This is a genomic window from Kallipyga massiliensis ph2, from assembly GCF_000311985.1.
Lineage (GTDB): Bacteria > Bacillota > Clostridia > Tissierellales > Peptoniphilaceae > Kallipyga > Kallipyga massiliensis.
In genome coordinates this window covers 159,081-178,656 of the sequence record NZ_HE978585.1, presented here as the reverse complement: position 1 = coordinate 178,656, position 19,576 = coordinate 159,081, and the positions used below count along the sequence as shown (strand labels likewise).

The window sequence follows — 19,576 nt, the reverse complement described above, 5'->3', positions numbered from 1 at the left end:
GATATGATTATCTGTCAATATAGTGAGCTTGAAAGATATAGTCCTATATTAAATGGACTAAAGCAAGGGATAGAGGTTATTGAGAAACTAAGAGATCAAGGTTTTCCAGAAGGGCGCTTTGATTTCCAAGAAGGATTTCTTATGGTGATTTACGGTGAGACAAAAGACTATAGTAATATTGAATTTGAATCTCATCGAGATTGGGTTGATGTTCAGTATATTCTTTCAGGTGGAGAAAAAGCTTATTATTTGCCAATAAATGAGCTAACATCAATAAAATCTTATGATAAAAACAATGATATTGAATTTTTTCACACAAAGAATAATGCTACACCAATAAACGCGACACCAGGAATGGTTTATATCGCATTTCCTGAGGATGGACATATGCCAGCTAGACATATTGTCAATGAAGCAACATCCTATTCGAAGATCATTATGAAACTTCATGCCTAGTTTTTATTAAGAAGTCGAGTATGATAATGCACGACAGTATCAACTAGATCTCATCGTGATGAAGGCGATATCTATTAGGAAGATTGTTAACGGTGATGAACACCAATCCGAGTTTTCTGGATTGTTTTCATTCCATTCTCACCCTAATTTCCGCTAAAATATTATTTTATGGAATGTTGGTGAGAAAACCCTCCAAAAGAAAGGACCTGGCCCTAGTGTCCAGGTCCTTTCTTTTAGTAATAATTAGAATAAACTACTCTATTGTTATGAGTGAAATATATTCTAGAATGTCCTAAATGTTGTATTAGATACATTTCTCTTCAGACTCTTTTAACCGATTCCTTCATCAAGTAAATGACAAGTGATAGGGTAGATTCGTTAGCATTAAATAAAATAAATATTGTTGAATAAAATATGAGAAATCGCTTGCATATAATGATAGATATTGATATAATTTAGAAAATAATGAAGAAAAAAGACCGAAAATGAAAACAACCCATCTTTCATTTTCATTTCTAAAGGTTTGTAAAGTTTGAACCTATATTATTTTGAATAGAAAATATTTAGGGGGATTCTATGATTCAAGCTGAGCGCCTTGAAACGATTCAAAATTTGTCCAATACCAATGATATTGTGACTTGGGATTATTTAGAGAGTCTTCTCAATGTTTCAAGATCCACTCTTCGCCGTGATGTGAGTGAGCTTGAAAGTGCAGGAGTTTTAAAGAAGACCACGGGTGGATTTATTTTCAATCAGAAAGCACATCGCAGTGAGCCAAGCTATCGGATCCGTCAGGTATCACATACAGATGAGAAGATAAGAATTGCGAAAGCAGGAATTGACTTTATCGCAGACAATAGCTTTATTATGCTTGATTCTGGGACAACAATTATGGAATTAGCTAAAAGGATTCCGGAAACGTTGAACTTAAATGTTATTTCCTATGATTATCAGTCGATCGCTTGTTTAGAGGGAAAAGATAATATCACTTCGTATCTTGCAGGTGGGGTGGTTCGAAAAGGATTTTCTGCTTGTCATGGCCATTTTGCAGAGCAGATGATGGCTAGCTTTCATGCAAACACATGCTTTCTAGGGGCTGATGGTGTAACAGCTTCGTTTGGGATATCCGGTTTTAATTCCTACGATATTCATTTGAAACAGATCATGATCGAGCGATCGGAACAGGTTGTCCTTTTGGCAGACCATTCCAAGTTTGAAAAAAATGCATTTGCTCTTGTTGCTTCAGCAAAAGACATAGATGTCATTATTACAGATAAAAAAGTTTCTGAAGACCAGGTTCAAGCTTTAAGAGACTTGGGCGTCAAAGTTATCATCGTATAGGATAGGGAGGCTGTTATGGATTTTCCAACAACATTTTTTGGATGGGTAAGCTTTTTACTTGAAAAGTATTCGGTTGACTTTCTCAGGGGACTCTTGGTTACCTTAGAACTTGCGATCATCGGTACCATCTTAGGATGCCTTATTGGCTTTATCGTAGGCATGATACGAACAATCCCGATTGATGAAGATTCATCCGTGGTGCGAAAAACGCTTACAAGAGTACTAAAGGCGATTTTAAGTGTCTATGTTGAAGTAGTTCGTGGCACACCGATGATGGTCCAAGCTATGGTTCTCTATTACGGAACGATGTCGATTTGGGATATGGATATTCCGTCATTCCGTGCCGGTATTGCTGTCCTCTCTTTAAATATAGGTGCATATATGGCCGAATCTGTGCGGGGAGCAATTAAGGGAATTGATCCCGGCCAGATGGAAGGAGGAAAGGCAATAGGGATGAATTACGGGCAAATTATGGCTCGGATTATTCTTCCACAAGCCTTCATTAATCTCATTCCCCAAATTGGAAATACTTTTGTTTCTGCAATTAAGGATACTTCTATCCTAAATGTAATTGCTGTTACGGAACTATACTTCACAGCGAAGACAATCACCGGTACATATTACAAGTTTTTTGAAACCTACATCATCATCTGCGCCATCTACTTTATCCTCACCTTTACAGTGTCCTATCTCCTAAAATTCGTGGACAAAAAGTTGGCCGGTGGACAGAACTATGACCTGATTCTTGATGACAGTGAAAGTGAGGTGGCCTAATGGCAGAACCCATCCTATGTGTTGAACATTTAAAGAAAACATTTGGTACACACGAAGTCTTAAAAGATATCAATTTTGAGGTGGATAGGGGCGAAGTTATCTCCGTAATCGGTTCGTCAGGATCAGGAAAATCGACACTACTTCGTTGCATTAACCAGCTGGAAAGAGTTACTGACGGAAAAATTCTCTACAAAGGACAGGAGGTTCAACGCTCAACCAAAGGGAAAAGCTTGTTTCGAGCGAAGGTTGGGATGGTATTCCAGTCCTTCAACCTCTTTGCCAATCTAAACGCAATAGAGAATTGTATGATTGGTCCTCAAACTGTTCTTAAAAAGAGCAAGCAAGAGGCTCAAGAGCTGGCGATGAAATATTTGAAGGCAGTAGGGATGAGTGCTTACCGGAACGCTCGTCCCCATCAACTATCCGGTGGACAAAAGCAAAGAGTAGCTATCGCCAGGGCCCTCTGTATGCAGCCTGAAGTTCTATTATTTGACGAGCCTACTTCGGCCCTTGACCCCGAGATGGTAGGTGAAGTACTCCAGGTTATTGCTAAGTTGGCAGAATCGGGCATGACCATGGTTATTGTTACTCATGAAATGATGTTTGCTAGAGATATTTCCAGCCGCGTTGTCTTCATGGACCATGGAATCATTGAGGAGCAAGGCCCTCCTGAACAATTATTTAATAACCCCCAAAGCGAAAGAACCAGGGAATTCTTAGCCAGATTTCAAAGATAGAAGGGGAGTTGACTACGAAAGAGAAGAGAGGAGTTCGACTTGATCAGTGCAAAGAACATCTCCGGCATGGGGATCCATTACCACTATTTTTCCCGCTCTTATATGTTGGAAGCTCAAAAAACAATTGGTTTTTCCTCTATTGAGCTTTACGGTGCAGATCCTCATGTGCACCTCACTTCTGAGGGGATCGCAGAAAAAAATCAAGTGATCAAAGACCTAAAGGAATCAGGACTGAAAGTTATATGTGTAACTCCGGATAATTGCATGGGCCCTTGGCAATACGCAATAAACGGAGAAGTGCAGTTAGAAGAGGCAAAAAAGTATTTTCTTAACACCCTTGATCTTGCACTTGATCTTCAATGCGAAAAAGTGGCCTGTCATTCGGGCTGGGGGATGCGAGATGAATCAGAGAAAGAAGCTTGGCTAAGAAGTCTGCATTTTTTTGAATGGTACGCCGAACAAGCCGCAGACAGAGGGATTACCCTAGTGATGGAGTCCCTTCGGGAGGAAGAGTCAAACCTGGTTAATTCCCTACCTCGTTTGAAAAAATATTTGAAGGAACTGGACCATCCTTCCGTTCAGCCAATGATTGATACTTGCGCTATGGCAGTGGCTGGTGAGAGTTTAGATGAGTGGTTCGAGGCTTTTGACGGGAATATTCAACACCTCCATTTTATTGATGGAACACCCTACGGACATCTTGCCTGGGGTGACGGGAACCGACCTTTAGAAGATTATCTTGAGACTCTGAACAGATTTAATTATCAGGGTTACCTAACACAAGAACTTACAGACGATCGATATTTTAAAGATCCCAAAGCAGCGGATAGGCAAAGCTTTGAGACCATCTGCCAATTGCTGAAGTAATTTCGAGTTACAGTGAAATAAAGAAGAAATGAGGTATTTATGTGGACAAAGGAACTATTTGGAACAGATAAGCCAATTATTGCCCTATTACATTTAGATTCTCTGCCGGGTGAACCAGGTTATAAAGGTTCACTGCAGGAAGTTATGGATCATGCAAAGGCTGATTTAATCAATTTGCAAGAAGCCGGAGTCGATGGGATTCTTATTGCTAACGAATATTGCTTTCCAATCACTCCAAACACAGGAACGGTAACCTTAATGGCCATGGCCGCCGTCATTGGGCATTTGTATCCGGATATCAAGGTTCCCTTTGGCACCAACGTGGTCTACAACCCGGAAGAAACCATCAAAATGGCCGCTGTATTTGACGCATCCTTTGGAAGAAGTGCCTTTAGTGGTGCTTATACAGGAACCTACGGCCTTCATTCTGTGGACTTCGGTGAGAATGTGCGTTTAAAGTATTCTTTGGGAAAACCGGATATTCAGTTGCTTTGCAAATTCAACCCGGAAGGTGATACCCGACTAGGCGATCAGACAGAAGAAGAAGTGTTCAAGACACTAACAGACGGGGGTTATGTAGGTGCATTATGCGTATCCGGTCCTGGATCAGGACAAGAGGCAGACTATGGCTATCTGACCAAGATCTGTGAAATGGCTAAAACTCGCCAAGTTCCTGTTTTCTGCAACACCGGATGCCGATATGACACGATCGAAAAAATCCTTGAGGTGGCAGACGGCGCTTGTGTTGGCACCGCCTTTAAGGATGAAAACGGTCGTGTATCCTTGGAGAAAACCAAGAAATTTATGGATCTTGTTAAGAAAAAACGCAATTAAGGTAGCTAAGATGAAAAAATATTTCATGGGTGTTGATGTCGGGACACAACAGACGAAAGGGATATTGATTGACCGAAATTTACGGCCAGTTGCCAGTTATTCAGTCAGTCATACCATTGAAAACCCTCAACCTTACCACTATGAAATGGATGCCAATATCTGGTGGGATGAATTTTGTCAGATCAGCAAGGAGTTGCAAAAATCTGCCGGAGTTGAATCCCAAGAGATTGCAGGCGTAGGTGTTAGCGTTATGGGCTGCGACTGTATCCCTGTGGACCGTGAGGCAAATCCTCTACGAAAGGCGATTTTGTACGGGATTGATGCCCGATCCGTGGACCAAATTAAGAGGCTTGACGAGGATTTCGGAGAAGAAAAAGTCTTAGAAATGTTCGGTCATAAACCCAATTCCGATGATATCTCTACCAAGATCCTTTGGATCAAGGAAAATGAGCCGGATGTTTTTAAGAATACTTATAAATTTCTTACCGGTTCCTCATATATGGTCGCTAAACTCACTGGAAACTATTGGATTGACCAATACCTGGCCATAAGTTCTTTCCGCCCTCTTTATAACGATGATGGTTCCTTCAATAATGAATACTCCTCCTATTTCTGCACTAGTGATCAGCTAGCTCAGACCGGTGTTGTCACCGATATTGCCGGAGGAGTCAGCCAAAAAGCAGCAGAAGAAACCGGACTTAAAGAGGGAACACCTGTCATTATCGGGACCGGTGATTCAACGGCAGAATCTGTGGCCTCCGGTTTGCTAGAAGAAGATATCCTTTTTGTCCAGGTTGGTTCAACCCTCTTCTATATATTTTCAACGAATCACAAGATTCCCTCTTGTGATTTGGATAATTTCCCGGGAAGTGAGATTTTTACCGTCCCCGGTGTCTATGCAGTAATGGGAGGGACGAATGCAGCAGGCTCCCTAACCGGATGGATTAGGGATGAATTTTATTTTCCTGAGAAAGACCGGGAAAAAGAAGGTGGCCAAAACGCCTTTGAGATCATGGCTGAAGAGGCAGCAGAGATCCCGGCTGGTAGTAAGGGGCTAGTCATCCTACCTTATATTCATGGAGAAAGAAGCCCTATCCATGATCCGAAAGCCAGAGGGGTGATTTTTGGCCTAAGAGGACAGCATGATCGGAAGTCAATTACTCGCGCTTCTTTAGAAGCCGTTGCTTATTCTATCGGTTCCCATTTAAGATTATTTAAAAAACATAATCTTATTCCAAAAAAATAATTTTAGCTGGAGGTGGTACAAAAAACAAAGTGTGGATGCAGATCATGGCTGATGTTCTTCAAAGTGAAATCTGTATTGCCGAAGATTGGCAAACCGCTAGCTTTGGAGACGCATGTATGGCAGCAGTAGGAAGTGGTGAGCTGGCTGACTTTAAAGAATTGGCAGACGCTTTACTTCATGGAAGTACCATTCGTCCCAATCCGGATAATTTTGAGATCTATCAAAATTATTTGGATATCTATGAGGAGTTGTATCGCCGAAATAAGGATCTAATGCACGCATTATCCTAAAACATCTTTAAATCACTCACCGGAATAAAGCGGATGATGAAGATCTCATCAATTGAAAAAGGAGAAGCTATGAAAAACCGTAAATTTACTGTGTTAGCACTAGTCCTATCTTTTGCTTTCATCTTGGTTGCTTGTGGCAACAATAAACCTAGCGATACAAATTCATCTGAGGATCCCAATGTATCATCTCAAGCTTCGGAATCTCAGGAAGCATCAAATACTGAAGAAAAATATCCTGCTGGTTATACCCTTCGTGTTGGGATGAACTGCGGTGCCGCTCCTTTCAACTGGACTCAGGATGATGACTCTTATAATGGTTATCCCATTGATGGAACGAAGCAGTTTGTTGCTGGATACGATGTAGAGATGGCCCGCCGGATCTGTGATGCCAACGGTTGGAAATTACAGGTCATTAAAACGGATTGGGATGGTATGATTCCAGGAGTGGTTTCAGGAAAGCTTGATTGCTGTATCTCTACTCTCGGCGTAACCAAGGAACGTCTGCAATCAGTTGACTTTTCCCACTATTATTGGAATAACGGGTGCGTTATGGTCGTTCGCAAAGATAGCAAATACGTCAATGCCACCTCTCTTGAGGATTTCGATGGTGCGAAGGTAACCACTGAACTTGTTTCAATTTGGATGCCCCTGGTTGATCAGATTCCAAATGTTGATAAGCAACCAGGACTTTCCGATATGTCCCAGCTCCTTGTTGGTGTAAGTTCCGGTAAGCTGGATGCTATTATTACCGGTCTAACTGAGGCTCAGTCCGGATGTATGTCCAATCCTGACCTTACATATGTTACTTTTGAGGAAGGCAAAGGATTTGATGTTGAGCTGTCCGCTCTGTGTGCAGCAATTCCTATTCAAAAGGGAAATACCGAGTTGATTGAAAAATGCAATAAGGTCATCGATACCCTGTCTGATCAAGATAGGTTGGATATTATGACTAAAGCTTTGAACTCCCAGCCCTTGAGTGACGGATCTGATGCAGAAGCGATCCAAGCAAGTGAGACTGAAAGCTATAATGACGATCATTAATCATTATTAGTTACTACAGTTTTCATTTCATATCCCACATCCTTACAAGGAAATGCTTGATAAAATGTGGGAAACCCTCCAAAAGAAAGGACCTGGCCAAACCAGCCGGGTTCTTTCTTTTTTATTTTAATGGTTGAGAAGAATAGTCAATTTGGATATAGATTTTCAGCAGTGAACGTTCAAAAAAGTAAAAGGTATGATAAAACTTCTACCTTATATTATGAAATCGTCTCCTGTATACTACATAGCAAGGAGGAGGTTATTATGAAAAAAAGCAAATCTTTATGGTCAAAAGTTCCCAATACGGTTTGGGTTTTTGGTTCCATTGCGGTAGCTATCATCATTTGGTTAGTGGCTTCGCAGAAGTGGCCCATTGTTTTTGCCAGTCCGGAACAGGTCTGGGCGGCTTTTTTAGATAAGGGAGTACATAGCGGAATTCTTTGGGAGCACGTTTGGGCATCTCTATCTCGTGTCCTCAGCGGATTCTTTATCGCCTTTGTGCTGGCCATTCCTGTGGCCTTCTGTATGGCTTGGTATGAGCCCTTTCAGCATATTGTAGAGCCTTGGATCCAGTTTATTCGTAATATTCCGCCCCTTGCCTATGTTTTCCTGATCACGGCGGCTCTCGGAATTGGAAATGCCGGAAAAATTACCGTTATCGTGATTGCCTCTTTTTTAGTGCAGGTTGTTACGGTTTATCAAGGTGTGCGAAGCGTGGATGTTACGTTAATTAAGGCAGCCAGGGTGCTGGGTGCTAAACAGAGGGATATCTTCTTCAAGGTGACCATTCCGGCTTCCACCCCTTACATTCTGGTTGCTGCTCGCTTGGGTTTATCGACATCCTTAACCACTTTGATGGCTTCGGAAATCGTTGGCGGCGACCGTGGACTAGGAATGATGATTCAGAAGGCTAGTGGATATTACCAAATGGACGTTGTTCTTTTGGGGATTATCATTTTGGGCATCATCGGAATTGCCTTTGAAAAAATTGTCAAATTGCTGGAGAGGAGGTTCACAGGATGGCAGGAAACAGTCCAATAAAAGTAAAGATCGACCATGTAATCAAGAAATTCCAGGGAAGAAATGGCGAGATTACTGCCCTAAACGGGGTTGATCTTGACATTAAAGAGAATGAATTCGTTTGCGTTGTTGGCCCTTCGGGGTGCGGAAAGTCCACCTTGCTGAACATCATTGGCGGATTGGATAAACCGACCGAGGGAAAGGTGACGATTGACGGAGAGGAAGTGGATGGCCCTAGTCCTGAACACGGAATTGTCTTCCAGCAATATGCCTTGTTTCCCTGGCTCACCGTGGAGAAGAATATCCAGTTTGGCCTAAAATTGCAAGGGAAAACGCCGGAAGAACGGGAAGCCATTACCCAAAAGTATCTTAAAGTGGTGGGATTGGAGAAGTTTGCCAAATCCTATCCTAAGGAGTTATCCGGCGGGATGAAGCAGAGAGTGGCCATCGCTCGTGCCTATGCGGTCAATCCAAAGGTGTTGTTGATGGATGAGCCCTTTGGCGCTCTGGATGCCCAGACTCGCGTCCAGCTTCAGACCGAGCTTTTGAAGACCTGGGAGGAAGAACAGAAAACCTGCTTCTTCATTACCCATGATGTTGAAGAAGCGATCGTCCTTGCACAGCGCGTGATTATCATGTCGGCCCGTCCTTCTCGGGTCAAGGATATTGTAGAAATTGACATCCCCTATCCGAGAGACCAGGCGACAAAGATGAGTCCCCGCTTTTTGGAATTAAAGAATCGTATTTGGAGTCAGGTTTATGAAGAATACCTGGCCGTCAGAAAATAAAAATTGGCAGACTGTTACTGAGAAGAAAGAAAAGGAGAGAACAATGAAAAAAAGAATGTTATCCATGGTCCTGGCTCTCGCTATGATGCTGACTTTAGTGGCTTGTGGCGGAGATAAGGGCAAGACGGAGAGTTCATCCGGAGAGATGAGCTCAGCCAGTGAAAGCGTTCAGGCGGGAGAATCGTCATCAGAGAAAGAACCGGCAAAAGAACAAAAAACAGTTCGCGTGGCCTATATGCCGAATATGGGATCGGCTTCCTCTCTCTTCACCGCCATTGACCAGGGCTACTTTGATGAAGTGGGCCTGAAAGTGGAAGTGGCAGAATTTGAAGGCGGGCCGGCCGAAATCACGGCAATGGCTTCCGGCGATATTGATATTGCCCAAATCGGTCACGGTGCCCACGCCCTTTGCATTGAAGGACAGGCTTGCATCTTCCAGATGGATTCGACCAACAGCCTTGCTGATGAAGTGGTCGCCAACAAAGAAAAAGGAATCACCAAGGCAGAAGACCTGAAAGGAAAGACAGTTGCTGTTGCTTCCGGTACTTCCTCTGAAGTGATTCTGAAGCAGATCCTGGCCAAGGCCAATATGACCGAAGATGATATTAAAGTTGTGGAGATGGCGGTTGATGGGATGACAACAGCTCTGGTTGCCGGTCAGATTGATGCCGCAGCTACCTGGAGCCCCAATACGGTTACCCTGAAGAAGTCCTTGGGCGACAACTATGTTTCCCTGGGATCCAATGCCGACTTTGCCGATAAGGCAACCTTCCCCGCCAGCTTCATTACGACGAAGGAATATGCGGAAAAGAATAAGGATGTCCTGGTTCGTTTCTCTGCGGCAATCAACAAGGCACACGTGTATAGAGAAGCCAACATCGAAGAAGTTGCCAAGTCTCTGGCCAAGCACCTGGATGCTCCGGAAGAAACCATGGTCGCCAGCGTTGGCGAAGGTGACTGGGCAACCATCAATAAGATTTGTGGAGATATGGAAGCGGTCAAGAAAGTCTATGAGATCCAACAGAATGTCTTCATGGATAGCGGCAGAATCAAGGAGAAGGTGGATCCGAATTCCTACGTCCTCTTTGATGTGATGGAAGAAGGGTATAAAACTTTTAATGAAAATAAATAAAGGTTTTTGATCGATCGCCCTTGATGGGAAGAGAAGGGAAGAATCTATGCTTTTAGTTGTTGTGTTCATCTGTACAGTCATTGTACTTTTCACTTCAATCCTCCGGCATAGATCCTTCCCTCTTTCTTTTTCCTTCATGAACCTTGCCAACTTAGTTTTTCTTTCTGGCATTGTCATCTATATTGCGATCATGGGCGGCATCGCCGCACAGAAATCTGAACTTCTCTTTCTTAGCGCCGACATCCAGCGTTGGATTCATATCCAGCCCATTAATCTAAAGACCTTGGGCTATGTCGTTGCGATTGGTCGTATGCTCACCCCCTGGTTTCTCTTTCAAACGGCAGTGGCATTGAGCATGAAGCAATGGATTCGGAGAAATACACGAAAACTGATCATCGGGACGGGCTTGCCCACCTTCTTCTTTCTCTTGATCTATTTTCCGACTCTTTTTCGAAAACTGGTCAACCTCCATCCCATTTTTCTCACCCTTCTTGTGCGACTCTCCTTCTTTTGGATCATCGCCTTAGTTCTTGCTTCCTTGATGATCTTGTTTTTGGAATGGCATGAGATTTCCATTCCTATGTTTAAGAGAAACTTCTCAAGAATTGTCCTGGCCATCTTTTGTCAGACCCTGGTGTATATGATCTACGCCAGCAAGGATCCTGCCCAAATTTATAACCTCTTTATTTCGGAATATATTGACTTGGGCGTCAGCAATTATATCAGTCCTTCCCTGGAGGGAGACAGCTGGAACTGGCTGATCGGCATTGATGTCGTCTGCACCCTGATCGGTTGTTGGGGGATTTTCAGTTACGATGAGCTTCGGTACTCGGAAGATAAAGAAGATGAGATTTTACAAAAAAAATTCAACAGTGCGGAAATGGGCTTGTCTATTTTTGCCCACAGCATAAAAAATCAGGTGCTTTCTCTGCAGGTTTTGGAGAAACGAATGGACCGGGAACTCTCCAAAGAGGAGCCGAATTGGGACCGCCTGAAAGAATCCGAAGAACAGATTAAGAGCATCACTCTCGCCATGAAAAGCCGTATCGACGAGTATTATAAAAGTGTCAATACCCAGCAGATCGAACTTCGTCCCCATGATGTGGCGGAAATCATCCGCTTTGCCGAAGATCGTTTTTTGTTCAAGCACCCCGAAGGAAAAATCGATCTTGCCATCGACAGCGATCGGAAGATTTTAGCGGATCCCACCACTCTGGGAGAGGCCCTTGCCAATATCATGAACAACGGATATGAGGCAGCTAAGGAATTCAGGGAGGAACCATGCGTGAGCGTTCGGGTACATCCGGAACGTCTATGGATGGTGATTGTCATCAAGGACAATGGACCCGGCCTTTCCAAGGACCAGAGGAAGAAGGTCTTTCAGCCCTTCTATACGACAAAGAGCAAGAATGAAAGCTGGGGCATGGGCCTTTTTTTCACCAAGAAAGTGGTACGGCAGCACTTCGGCCATATCAAGGTGGAAAGTACCCCCGGAGAAGGAATATCTTTTTCCATTATGCTTCCTTCCTATGATCAAAGAGTGAGGTGATGAGAGTTGTCGGACAAGGATCGAATTCAGATAATGGTGGCAGAGGATATTGAGCTTCTGCGTGAGGATTTTTGCGAAACCATCAATATGGAAGAGGATATGGAGGTCGTGGGGTCCGCCGGACGCGGAGATGAGATCGTTGCCTTGGTCGACGGGGCAGATCCAAAGCCGGACGTGATTCTCATGGATGTGGAGATGGAGGAGTTGGACTCCGGCATCAAAGCCGCTCAGATTATTTCGGAAAACCATCCTTCTGTAAAAGTGGTTTTTATGACGGCCCATGAAACGGATGAAATGATTCAGGCGGGGATGTCGACCGGGGCAGTGGACTATGTGGTAAAGGGTTGTGAGAGTGAAGTTCTCCTCTCCCACATTCGCCGGGCCTACCGGGATGAGACCATCCTCCAAAGTCAGGTCCAGCGGTCGGTCATGCGAGAGTTCTCCCGCCTCCAAGACAGTGAGCGGTCCTTGCTTTTCTTTATTCATAACGTATCAAAGCTGACGAATGCGGAGAGGGAGATTATCCGCCTCCTTCTTCAAAAAAAGAAAGTGCGGGAGATTGCAGAGATTCGCGGGGTGGAAATCGTCACGGTGAAAACGCAAATATCCGGTTTGCTCTATAAGTTCGGCTGCCGGCGGACTAAAGAAATTGTGGCATTAATTCAAAAGATGAGACTAGAGCAGCTCTTTTTGGAAGAATAGCGGCATATAGATAGGAGATAAAGCATGGATAAAAGAATGTATCATATTGAAGGGGAAAAGCTTCATGAGGATGGGAAAATCCCGGTAAAAACCCTGGGCGACTCGGGTGAGGTCTTCTATGAGCTCGCTCTGGAAATGGTTCGGACCATTACCAAGAATAATCGTGAGAATAAACCAACCGTCCTCATCTGTCCGGTGGGGCCGGTCGGTCACTATCCGATTTTTGTTCGCCTGGTCAATGAGGGCGGGATTTCATTAAAGAATTGCTATTTCTTTAATATGGATGAATATTTGAATGATGATGGTTCATACATCGATAAGTCGGACCCTCTGTCCTTCCGGGGATTTATGGACCGGGAGGTCTACGGTCGGATTGATCCGGATCTTTTGATGCCGGAAGAGAACCGCTTCTTTCCCAACCCTGAGGATCCGGAGGCCCTCGATCGGAAAATGGAAGAATTGGGCGGGGCCGATTTATGTATCGGAGGTATCGGTATCAACGGTCATGTGGCTTTTAATGAGCCGGAAGAGGACCTGTCAGCGGAAGAATTCGTCCAGCTGCCGACGCGGGTTATCAACATCAGCCGGGAGACGCTAGTTGCTAATGCGATTGGGGATCTGAGCGGCGCGATCGATGCCATGCCCAAGAAAGCGGTAACCTTGGGGATGAAATCCATCTATGCGGCTCGAAGCATCCGGCTGGGGGTCTTCAGGGATTGGCATCGGTCGGTCCTGCGTCGAGCAATCTATGAGGAGCCCACCAGTGCTTATCCGGTCACCCTTCTCCAAAACCACAAAGATTGTCAGATTATCGCCAACTCCAATGCTTCACAAAAAGCCTTTTAGACGAACTTGGGGATCCCGATCATGAAGATTACCAATGTCAATGCCTATATTGATGGGGCCTTCCATTCTGCCACCCTTTGGGTCGAGGACGGAAGGTTTCAAAGAATTGTGACCTCCGGCGATAAGACCGTGGCCGCGGGGGATTCGGGTCAAGCCGTCCTGGATGGTCAGGGCTTGCGTCTGGTCCCCGGTTTTATTGATATTCACACCCATGGAGCAGTGGGCGTGGATGTGAATGCAGCGGATTCGGAGGGGCTGGATAGGATTTCTCACTTCTTCGCTTCCAAGGGGGTTACGGCCTGGAATGCCAGCATCGTAACCGATACGGAAGAAAACACCATCCGTTGTCTACGAGACGTTGCAAAAAAGACTAAGTCGGGAACGATGGGCGCCCGTTTGTTAGGCTCCCATTTGGAGGGACCTTTTATTTCTCAGGAGTATCGAGGATCCATGCCAGCACATCTCCTGATCGAAGGGGACGCTTCTCTGCTTGAGCGCTATATTGAAGCCTCGGATCATACGGTTACCTATATCACGGTTGCTCCTGAAGTTCCCGGTGTCCCGGACCTTATCCGCCGTTTCGGAAAGGACATTCCTTTTTCCCTGGGCCACTCCTCGGCGACCTATGAGACCAGCCGGGAGGCAATCGATGATGGGGCCGTATCCATGACTCACCTTTTTAATGCCATGCGGCTCTTTCACCAACATGAGCCGGCCATTATGGGGGCTGCCCTGGAAAGCGACTGTTTCTGTGAAATCATCTGCGACGGACGCCACCTGGTTCCCTCCACCATCCGGATGGTGGTGAAATGCAAGTCCTATGACCGCCTGGTGGCGATAACGGATAGCATGATGGCGACAGGGTTCCCGGACGGGCATTACCGGCTGGGCGTAAATGACATTGTCGTTGAGGACGGGGATGCCAAGCTGGCCTCAAATGGCGTCCGAGCAGGGAGCACGCTCACCTTGGATCGGGCCTTGAAAAACATGGTGTCTTTTACCCATGATCCCATCGAGAAGATCCTTCCCATTTTTTCAACCAATCCGGCACGTGTCCTCCGTCTAGACCACGAAATGGGTCAACTGTCGGAAGGGTATTTGGCCGATTGCCTCCTCATTGATGAGGATTTGAACGTGGTTTGGACCATGGTGGGAGGGAAGATCGTATACCGGAAAGCGGACCTAGCATAGAGAATGAGGAAAATATGTTGAAGAAATTATTGATTGTACATGGGGGAGGGCCGACAGCGGTTCTCAACGCTTCCCTATATGGTGCCATCCAGTATGCCAAATCCCAAGGGATTGACGAAATTCTAGGCGCAAGAAATGGATGTGCAGGCTTGATGAATCAGGATTTCATCCATCTTGAAGGTCTACCTGATGAAAAATTGAATCTCCTTCTCCACACTCCGGGTACTGCGCTTGGTAGCTCGAGATACCCTTTGGAGGAGTCAGATTATCAAAGGATTGTGGAGATTCTTGAGGAACAAGGGATAGGTTTTGTTCTCATGAATGGGGGAAACGGGACCATGGACACCTGCGGAAAACTCCATAAGATGTGCCTGTCCATGGGAAAGAAAATCAAGATTATGGGGATCCCGAAAACCATGGATAATGATATTGCCGTTACCGACCACAGCCCCGGATTCGGTTCTGCGGCCAGATACATGGCCCAGAGCGTCCAGGAACTTGCGGCGGATGTCAAAAGCCTTCCTATCCATGTGGTTGTCCTCGAGGCATCGGGAAGAAATGCCGGTTGGATCACGGCTTCCTCAGCTCTGGCAGAGGATCAAGGGATGGGACCGGATCTCATTTATCTCCCGGAACTTGCTTTTAATCAGGATCAATTTCTTCAAGATGTGTCAGATCAACTAAAAATAAAATCAGGAATAGTCGTGGTTGCAAGTGAAGGACTTCATGACCAAGAGGGCAATCCTATTGTCAAACCTATTTTCAAGACTGACCGAGCTACGTATTTTGGGGACGTTAGTTCTCACCTAGCTCATCTGATTATTAAAGAACTTGGCTATAAGGCGCGGGGTGAGAAACCGGGCTTATTGGGCAGAGCTTCTATCCTTATGCAAAGCTCGGTTGACCGGCGTGAAGCGGAGGATGTGGGCAGAATCGCCTGTCAGGCGGTGCTGGATGGGGAGACCGGAAAGATGGTTTCCATCCGTCGCCTTTCCACATCTCCCTACCAAGTGGAGTACGAACTTCTTGATATCGAAGAGGTTATGCTTTATGAACGAAAAATACCAAAAGAATTTATCAATGAAACAGGAAATGGGATGACAGAGGCTTTTAAGGAATGGTGTCGACCATTGATAGGGATTGATTTACCGGAGATGATCTCTTTCAATTAATTTATCTTCTGATAGAGATGATGGTTTCTTTGTTTATTTGTTTCTATTTGAAAAGAAAGAAGGAAAAGTATGTTAGTACCAATGAGGGTAATTCTGGAGGCTGCAGATCAGTTTTCTTATGGACAGCCGGCTTTCAATGTCAACTCCGTCGCTCAAATCAAGGCAGCCATCGAAGTTCATGAGCAATTTCGTTCACCGGCGATTTTACAGGGTGCTGATCTTGCCAATGGCTTTATGGGAGGTCGGGTTGACTTTGCCAATAGCAGCCTAGAGGATAAAAAGCGGGGAGCAAAGAATATTGTAAGAGGAGTTCAGCAGTATGGTGCAGACTCTGACATTCCTATTGCTGTTCATTTAGACCATGGAAAAAACTTTGATTCCGTTGTTGCGGCTATCGAAGGCGGTTACACAAGTGTCATGATCGATGGTAGCTCCCTACCCTTTGAGGAGAATGTGGAGCTTACTCGAGAAGTTGTTAAATATGCCCATGAGCGAGGAGTCACGGTTGAAGGGGAGTTAGGCATTTTGGCCGGAGTTGAAGATGATGTCGCTTCTGTCAGCTCAACATATACACACCCACTTGCTGCCATTGACTTCTTTAAAAAAACAAGGGTAGATGCTTTAGCCATTTCCTATGGAACCAAACATGGTGCCAATAAAGGTAAGGATACGGTTATCCGGAAGCAGATCCCTATAGCAATTAAAGAATGCATGGTGCATGAAGGCATTGAAGGCTTTTTAGTCAGTCACGGTTCTTCAACCGTTCCCCAGTATATCGTCAAGGAACTGCTGGACTTGGGTAGTCAGTTGAAAGACATGCACGGGATTGAGGTGGATCAGTTAGTGGAAGTCATTCAATTCGGTATCAATAAAATCAATGTGGATACGGATATTCGATTGGCGGTGACCAGAAATCTAAAGGAATTATTCCAAAAGAAGAAAGCCCTTCAAGCGAGTCAATCAATAGGCGAAATTTATCGAAGCCTGGAAGACAATAAGGAGGCTTTTGATCCACGTATTTTTGTTGGATCAATCATGGATGTTATCATGCACGGAGGCCCGGCAGAAGGAGATCTATTCGAGGTGATTTCGGCTATTGAGGCAGGTACTAAGGAAGCGGTCGGTCCATTGCTCATTGACTTTGGGACTCTGGGTAAAGCCCCCTTGGTCGAGAAAATCAGCTTGGATGAAATGGCGGAAAGATACCGGAAGCAAGGTATCTAGCTTATTTACGGATAGGAGGAAGCAATGAAACATTTTGAGTTTGAATATGGACACGGTACTTTAGGTGCAAATTTACCGGATAGTACGGATGTTTTTATTCCGGGTGAAACCGTCAAAGATCCTGATCACATTCCCGAGGATAAGCTGGAAGCCGCCTACAAAGAAAGCCTTGCTCATCCTATGGGCATGCCTAGGCTATCGGAACTTGCCCATAAAGGGTCCACCGTTGCCTTTGTTGTTCCTGACCGGGTCAAGGGGGGTGAGCAAGCCACCAGCCACCGGAAGCTTTCGATTAAATATATCTTAGAGGAACTCCATCAGGCGGGCGTGGAAGATAAGGACATTCTCTTTATCATTTCCAATGGCCTTCATCCGCGGTCGAAGATGGAGGATGCCCGGGCGATTTTTGGGGATGAACTTTTCCAACAATTCTGGCCCACCGGACAGATTATTAGCCATGACTCAGAAGATCATGAGCATATGGTTGATTTGGGTTGCACGAAGAGAGGAGACCCTGTATTCATCAACAAGTATGTATATGAAGCAGATATCCCCATCTTGATTGGCCACGTTCAGGGGAACCCCTATGGTGGTTATTCCGGCGGCTATAAACATAGTGCTACCGGCATTACGAACTGGAAGAGCATTGGAAGCCACCACGTTCCTTCGGTTATGCACCGTCCTGATTTCACCCCGGTAAATGGGGGAAGTCTGATGCGCCATAAATTCGATGAGATTTCCATGCATATGGAAGAGAAGATGGGTCACCCCTTCTTCTGCTGTGATGCTGTCCTGGACACCTACTCCCGCCAGATTGCCATCTACTCCGGCTACGCCAAGATCATGATGCCGGAAAGTTGGAAAATTGCTGACCAACGCACTTATGTCCATTGGGCAGATAAGAAATATGACGTTCTGGTATTTGGGATGCCTCAGAAATTCCATTATGGCGACGGCATGGGGACGAACCCTATCATGATGATGCAGGCTCTCTCCGCCCAGGTTCTTCGCTTTAAGCGGATCATGAGTGATCATTGTGTGATTATTTGCTCTTCAACCTGTAATGGCTACTTCCATGATGAACTATGGCCTTACATGAGAGACCTCTATGATCTTTTCCAGAAAGACTATATGAATGTTTTGCCGGATATGAACCGCTATGGAGAGTACTTTGCAACCAATGAAGAGTACATTCGCAAGTACCGCTTCACCAATGCCTTCCATCCATTCCACGGTTTTTCCATGATGTCATGTGGTCATATTGCCGAAATGAATACCTCAGCTATCTATATCGTAGGTGCTCAGGAACCGGGCTATGCTCGTGGCATGGGATTAAAAACTCGTGCGACCTTTGAAGAAGCTTTAGAAGATGCGAAAAAGAAATTCGTAGGCCAAGATCCTAATATTTTAGCCCTTCCCCTCACCTTTAAGAGGGCATCTGTCCACCTCTGTATGAAGGATCCGGCCCAGGATGAGATGGATGCGTATGGTCACAGGAATGGGGATAAGTAATGAAGCATATTTATCTGAACTTAAAACGCTTTGATGTAGAAACTGAATATGGGGGGGTTAACCACTTAGCCCCCCTCAATCAGTGGGCTGAAACGATTGTTCAGTCCGTTGAGGATGGTCTGGAAGAGTATAGAGGGAAGAATGTCGAGTTTGTTCAATTCTATCCGGAGCTCCATCTCTTACAAGCCATTCAGGCTCGTCAATCTGGCTCGCTCCTTCAAGTTGGCTCCCAGGGGGTTTTCAGAGAGGATGTAGAAAAAGGAAAAAACTTTGGGGCATTTACCACAAATCTTCCTGCTGCAGTTGTGGCTGATATTGGATGTTCTCATGTTTTGATCGGACATTGCGAAGAAAGAAAAGATTTACGAGGGATCCTGAAAACAGCCGGGGCTGAGGATGAAGAGGCCATCTCTAAAATACTGAATAAGGAAATTTTAGCGGCCCAAAATCGTGGCCTTAATGTTGTCTACTGCATTGGGGAGGATATTGAGGAGCAAGCCAGATGGGAAGAAGTTCTTGGCAATCAGATTCGAGTTGGGTTAGAAGGTGTAGATACTTCAAAGGTTGTCATCGCTTATGAGCCTATTTGGAGCATTGGACCCGGTAGGGAGCCGGCCGGGAAAGAGTATATTACTAAAATCGCCAGATTTATAAAGAAGGAATTTGGGGATATTGATGTGGTGTATGGTGGAGGCCTTAAAGCCGATAATGCAGCCATGCTCGCGTCTATTGAAGAGATTTCTGGAGGCCTCATTGCTTTGACACGTTTTCAAGGCGATATTGGATTTTACCCGGAGGAATATTTGGAGATCATCCGGTTATATTTGCAAGGGTGATACTCATGATGGGTGGTA

General features: G+C 45.1%; 20 protein-coding genes. All 20 read left to right on the top strand.

Annotated elements, in window-relative coordinates; genetic code table 11:
* Window positions 1-3 precede the first annotated feature (3 nt).
* Window positions 4-456 carry a NanQ anomerase/TabA/YiaL family protein gene (locus HGKM_RS00780; RefSeq protein WP_019133401.1) on the top strand — a complete coding sequence of 151 codons (453 nt, stop codon included), beginning with the start codon at window positions 4-6 and terminating at the stop codon, window positions 454-456.
* 576 nt (window positions 457-1,032) lie between these two features.
* A complete protein-coding gene (locus HGKM_RS00775) occupies window positions 1,033-1,797 on the top strand; it encodes a DeoR/GlpR family DNA-binding transcription regulator (protein WP_019133400.1) in 765 nt (254 codons plus the stop codon).
* 15 nt (window positions 1,798-1,812) lie between these two features.
* Window positions 1,813-2,571 (top strand): amino acid ABC transporter permease, encoded by a 759-nt coding sequence (locus HGKM_RS00770; protein WP_019133399.1) that lies wholly within the window; start codon window positions 1,813-1,815, stop codon window positions 2,569-2,571.
* A complete protein-coding gene (locus tag HGKM_RS00765) occupies window positions 2,571-3,308 on the top strand; it encodes an amino acid ABC transporter ATP-binding protein (RefSeq protein ID WP_019133398.1) in 738 nt (245 codons plus the stop codon). Before HGKM_RS00770 ends, HGKM_RS00765 begins: the two co-directional genes overlap by 1 nt.
* Before the next feature lie 39 nt (window positions 3,309-3,347).
* The gene (locus tag HGKM_RS00760) at window positions 3,348-4,175 is read left to right on the top strand and encodes a sugar phosphate isomerase/epimerase family protein (RefSeq protein ID WP_019133397.1); all 828 of its coding nucleotides are present in this window, start codon (window positions 3,348-3,350) and stop codon (window positions 4,173-4,175) included.
* Between the two features lie 39 nt (window positions 4,176-4,214).
* Window positions 4,215-5,009 carry a BtpA/SgcQ family protein gene (locus HGKM_RS00755; protein ID WP_019133396.1) on the top strand — a complete coding sequence of 265 codons (795 nt, stop codon included), beginning with the start codon at window positions 4,215-4,217 and terminating at the stop codon, window positions 5,007-5,009.
* Between the two features lie 10 nt (window positions 5,010-5,019).
* Complete coding sequence (locus HGKM_RS00750; RefSeq protein WP_280985659.1) at window positions 5,020-6,255, top strand: FGGY-family carbohydrate kinase; 1,236 nt, start codon at window positions 5,020-5,022, stop codon at window positions 6,253-6,255.
* 44 nt (window positions 6,256-6,299) lie between these two features.
* Complete coding sequence (locus HGKM_RS09135) at window positions 6,300-6,545, top strand: hypothetical protein (protein WP_280985658.1); 246 nt, start codon at window positions 6,300-6,302, stop codon at window positions 6,543-6,545.
* 69 nt (window positions 6,546-6,614) lie between these two features.
* Complete coding sequence (locus tag HGKM_RS00745; protein WP_019133395.1) at window positions 6,615-7,586, top strand: transporter substrate-binding domain-containing protein; 972 nt, start codon at window positions 6,615-6,617, stop codon at window positions 7,584-7,586.
* A 264-nt stretch (window positions 7,587-7,850) separates the two neighbouring features.
* Window positions 7,851-8,627 carry an ABC transporter permease gene (locus HGKM_RS00740; RefSeq protein WP_019133394.1) on the top strand — a complete coding sequence of 259 codons (777 nt, stop codon included), beginning with the start codon at window positions 7,851-7,853 and terminating at the stop codon, window positions 8,625-8,627.
* Window positions 8,606-9,394, top strand: a complete 789-nt coding sequence (locus HGKM_RS00735; protein ID WP_019133393.1) for an ABC transporter ATP-binding protein — start codon at window positions 8,606-8,608, stop codon at window positions 9,392-9,394. The genes HGKM_RS00740 and HGKM_RS00735 overlap by 22 nt, the downstream gene beginning before the upstream one ends.
* Window positions 9,395-9,437: 43 nt before the next feature.
* Complete coding sequence (locus HGKM_RS00730) at window positions 9,438-10,526, top strand: ABC transporter substrate-binding protein (protein WP_019133392.1); 1,089 nt, start codon at window positions 9,438-9,440, stop codon at window positions 10,524-10,526.
* A 46-nt stretch (window positions 10,527-10,572) separates the two neighbouring features.
* The gene (locus tag HGKM_RS00725) at window positions 10,573-12,075 is read left to right on the top strand and encodes a sensor histidine kinase (RefSeq protein WP_019133391.1); all 1,503 of its coding nucleotides are present in this window, start codon (window positions 10,573-10,575) and stop codon (window positions 12,073-12,075) included.
* 6 nt (window positions 12,076-12,081) lie between these two features.
* On the top strand, window positions 12,082-12,777 hold the full coding sequence (locus tag HGKM_RS00720; protein ID WP_245550598.1) for a response regulator transcription factor: 696 nt from the start codon (window positions 12,082-12,084) through the stop codon (window positions 12,775-12,777).
* Between the two features lie 24 nt (window positions 12,778-12,801).
* Window positions 12,802-13,623, top strand: coding sequence for a sugar phosphate isomerase family (locus tag HGKM_RS00715; RefSeq protein WP_019133389.1), 822 nt, complete (start codon window positions 12,802-12,804; stop codon window positions 13,621-13,623).
* A gap of 21 nt (window positions 13,624-13,644) precedes the next feature.
* Window positions 13,645-14,814: an N-acetylglucosamine-6-phosphate deacetylase gene (gene nagA / locus HGKM_RS00710; RefSeq protein ID WP_019133388.1), complete on the top strand. Its 1,170-nt coding sequence runs from the start codon at window positions 13,645-13,647 to the stop codon at window positions 14,812-14,814.
* A gap of 14 nt (window positions 14,815-14,828) precedes the next feature.
* A complete protein-coding gene (locus HGKM_RS00705) occupies window positions 14,829-15,986 on the top strand; it encodes a diphosphate--fructose-6-phosphate 1-phosphotransferase (RefSeq protein ID WP_019133387.1) in 1,158 nt (385 codons plus the stop codon).
* A 69-nt stretch (window positions 15,987-16,055) separates the two neighbouring features.
* Entirely contained in the window at window positions 16,056-17,210 is a 1,155-nt protein-coding gene (locus tag HGKM_RS00700) for a class II fructose-bisphosphate aldolase (RefSeq protein WP_019133386.1), read from the top strand.
* A gap of 24 nt (window positions 17,211-17,234) precedes the next feature.
* Window positions 17,235-18,722 (top strand): lactate racemase domain-containing protein, encoded by a 1,488-nt coding sequence (locus HGKM_RS00695; RefSeq protein WP_019133385.1) that lies wholly within the window; start codon window positions 17,235-17,237, stop codon window positions 18,720-18,722.
* Window positions 18,722-19,558, top strand: coding sequence for a triose-phosphate isomerase family protein (locus HGKM_RS00690; protein WP_019133384.1), 837 nt, complete (start codon window positions 18,722-18,724; stop codon window positions 19,556-19,558). Before HGKM_RS00695 ends, HGKM_RS00690 begins: the two co-directional genes overlap by 1 nt.
* Window positions 19,559-19,576: the final 18 nt, after the last annotated feature.

Excerpts from the sequence above, each read along its gene's own strand:
- HGKM_RS00780 (WP_019133401.1), top strand. The coding sequence starts at position 4 with ATGATTATCTGTCAATATAGTGAGCTTGAAAGATATAGTCCTATATTA.
- HGKM_RS00775 (WP_019133400.1), top strand. The coding sequence starts at position 1,033 with ATGATTCAAGCTGAGCGCCTTGAAACGATTCAAAATTTGTCCAATACC.
- HGKM_RS00770 (WP_019133399.1), top strand. The coding sequence starts at position 1,813 with ATGGATTTTCCAACAACATTTTTTGGATGGGTAAGCTTTTTACTTGAA.
- HGKM_RS00765 (WP_019133398.1), top strand. The coding sequence starts at position 2,571 with ATGGCAGAACCCATCCTATGTGTTGAACATTTAAAGAAAACATTTGGT.
- HGKM_RS00755 (WP_019133396.1), top strand. The coding sequence starts at position 4,215 with ATGTGGACAAAGGAACTATTTGGAACAGATAAGCCAATTATTGCCCTA.
- HGKM_RS00750 (WP_280985659.1), top strand. The coding sequence starts at position 5,020 with ATGAAAAAATATTTCATGGGTGTTGATGTCGGGACACAACAGACGAAA.
- HGKM_RS09135 (WP_280985658.1), top strand. The coding sequence starts at position 6,300 with ATGGCTGATGTTCTTCAAAGTGAAATCTGTATTGCCGAAGATTGGCAA.
- HGKM_RS00745 (WP_019133395.1), top strand. The coding sequence starts at position 6,615 with ATGAAAAACCGTAAATTTACTGTGTTAGCACTAGTCCTATCTTTTGCT.
- HGKM_RS00740 (WP_019133394.1), top strand. The coding sequence starts at position 7,851 with ATGAAAAAAAGCAAATCTTTATGGTCAAAAGTTCCCAATACGGTTTGG.
- HGKM_RS00735 (WP_019133393.1), top strand. The coding sequence starts at position 8,606 with ATGGCAGGAAACAGTCCAATAAAAGTAAAGATCGACCATGTAATCAAG.
- HGKM_RS00730 (WP_019133392.1), top strand. The coding sequence starts at position 9,438 with ATGAAAAAAAGAATGTTATCCATGGTCCTGGCTCTCGCTATGATGCTG.
- HGKM_RS00725 (WP_019133391.1), top strand. The coding sequence starts at position 10,573 with ATGCTTTTAGTTGTTGTGTTCATCTGTACAGTCATTGTACTTTTCACT.
- HGKM_RS00715 (WP_019133389.1), top strand. The coding sequence starts at position 12,802 with ATGGATAAAAGAATGTATCATATTGAAGGGGAAAAGCTTCATGAGGAT.
- nagA (WP_019133388.1), top strand. The coding sequence starts at position 13,645 with ATGAAGATTACCAATGTCAATGCCTATATTGATGGGGCCTTCCATTCT.
- HGKM_RS00705 (WP_019133387.1), top strand. The coding sequence starts at position 14,829 with ATGTTGAAGAAATTATTGATTGTACATGGGGGAGGGCCGACAGCGGTT.
- HGKM_RS00700 (WP_019133386.1), top strand. The coding sequence starts at position 16,056 with ATGTTAGTACCAATGAGGGTAATTCTGGAGGCTGCAGATCAGTTTTCT.
- HGKM_RS00695 (WP_019133385.1), top strand. The coding sequence starts at position 17,235 with ATGAAACATTTTGAGTTTGAATATGGACACGGTACTTTAGGTGCAAAT.
- HGKM_RS00690 (WP_019133384.1), top strand. The coding sequence starts at position 18,722 with ATGAAGCATATTTATCTGAACTTAAAACGCTTTGATGTAGAAACTGAA.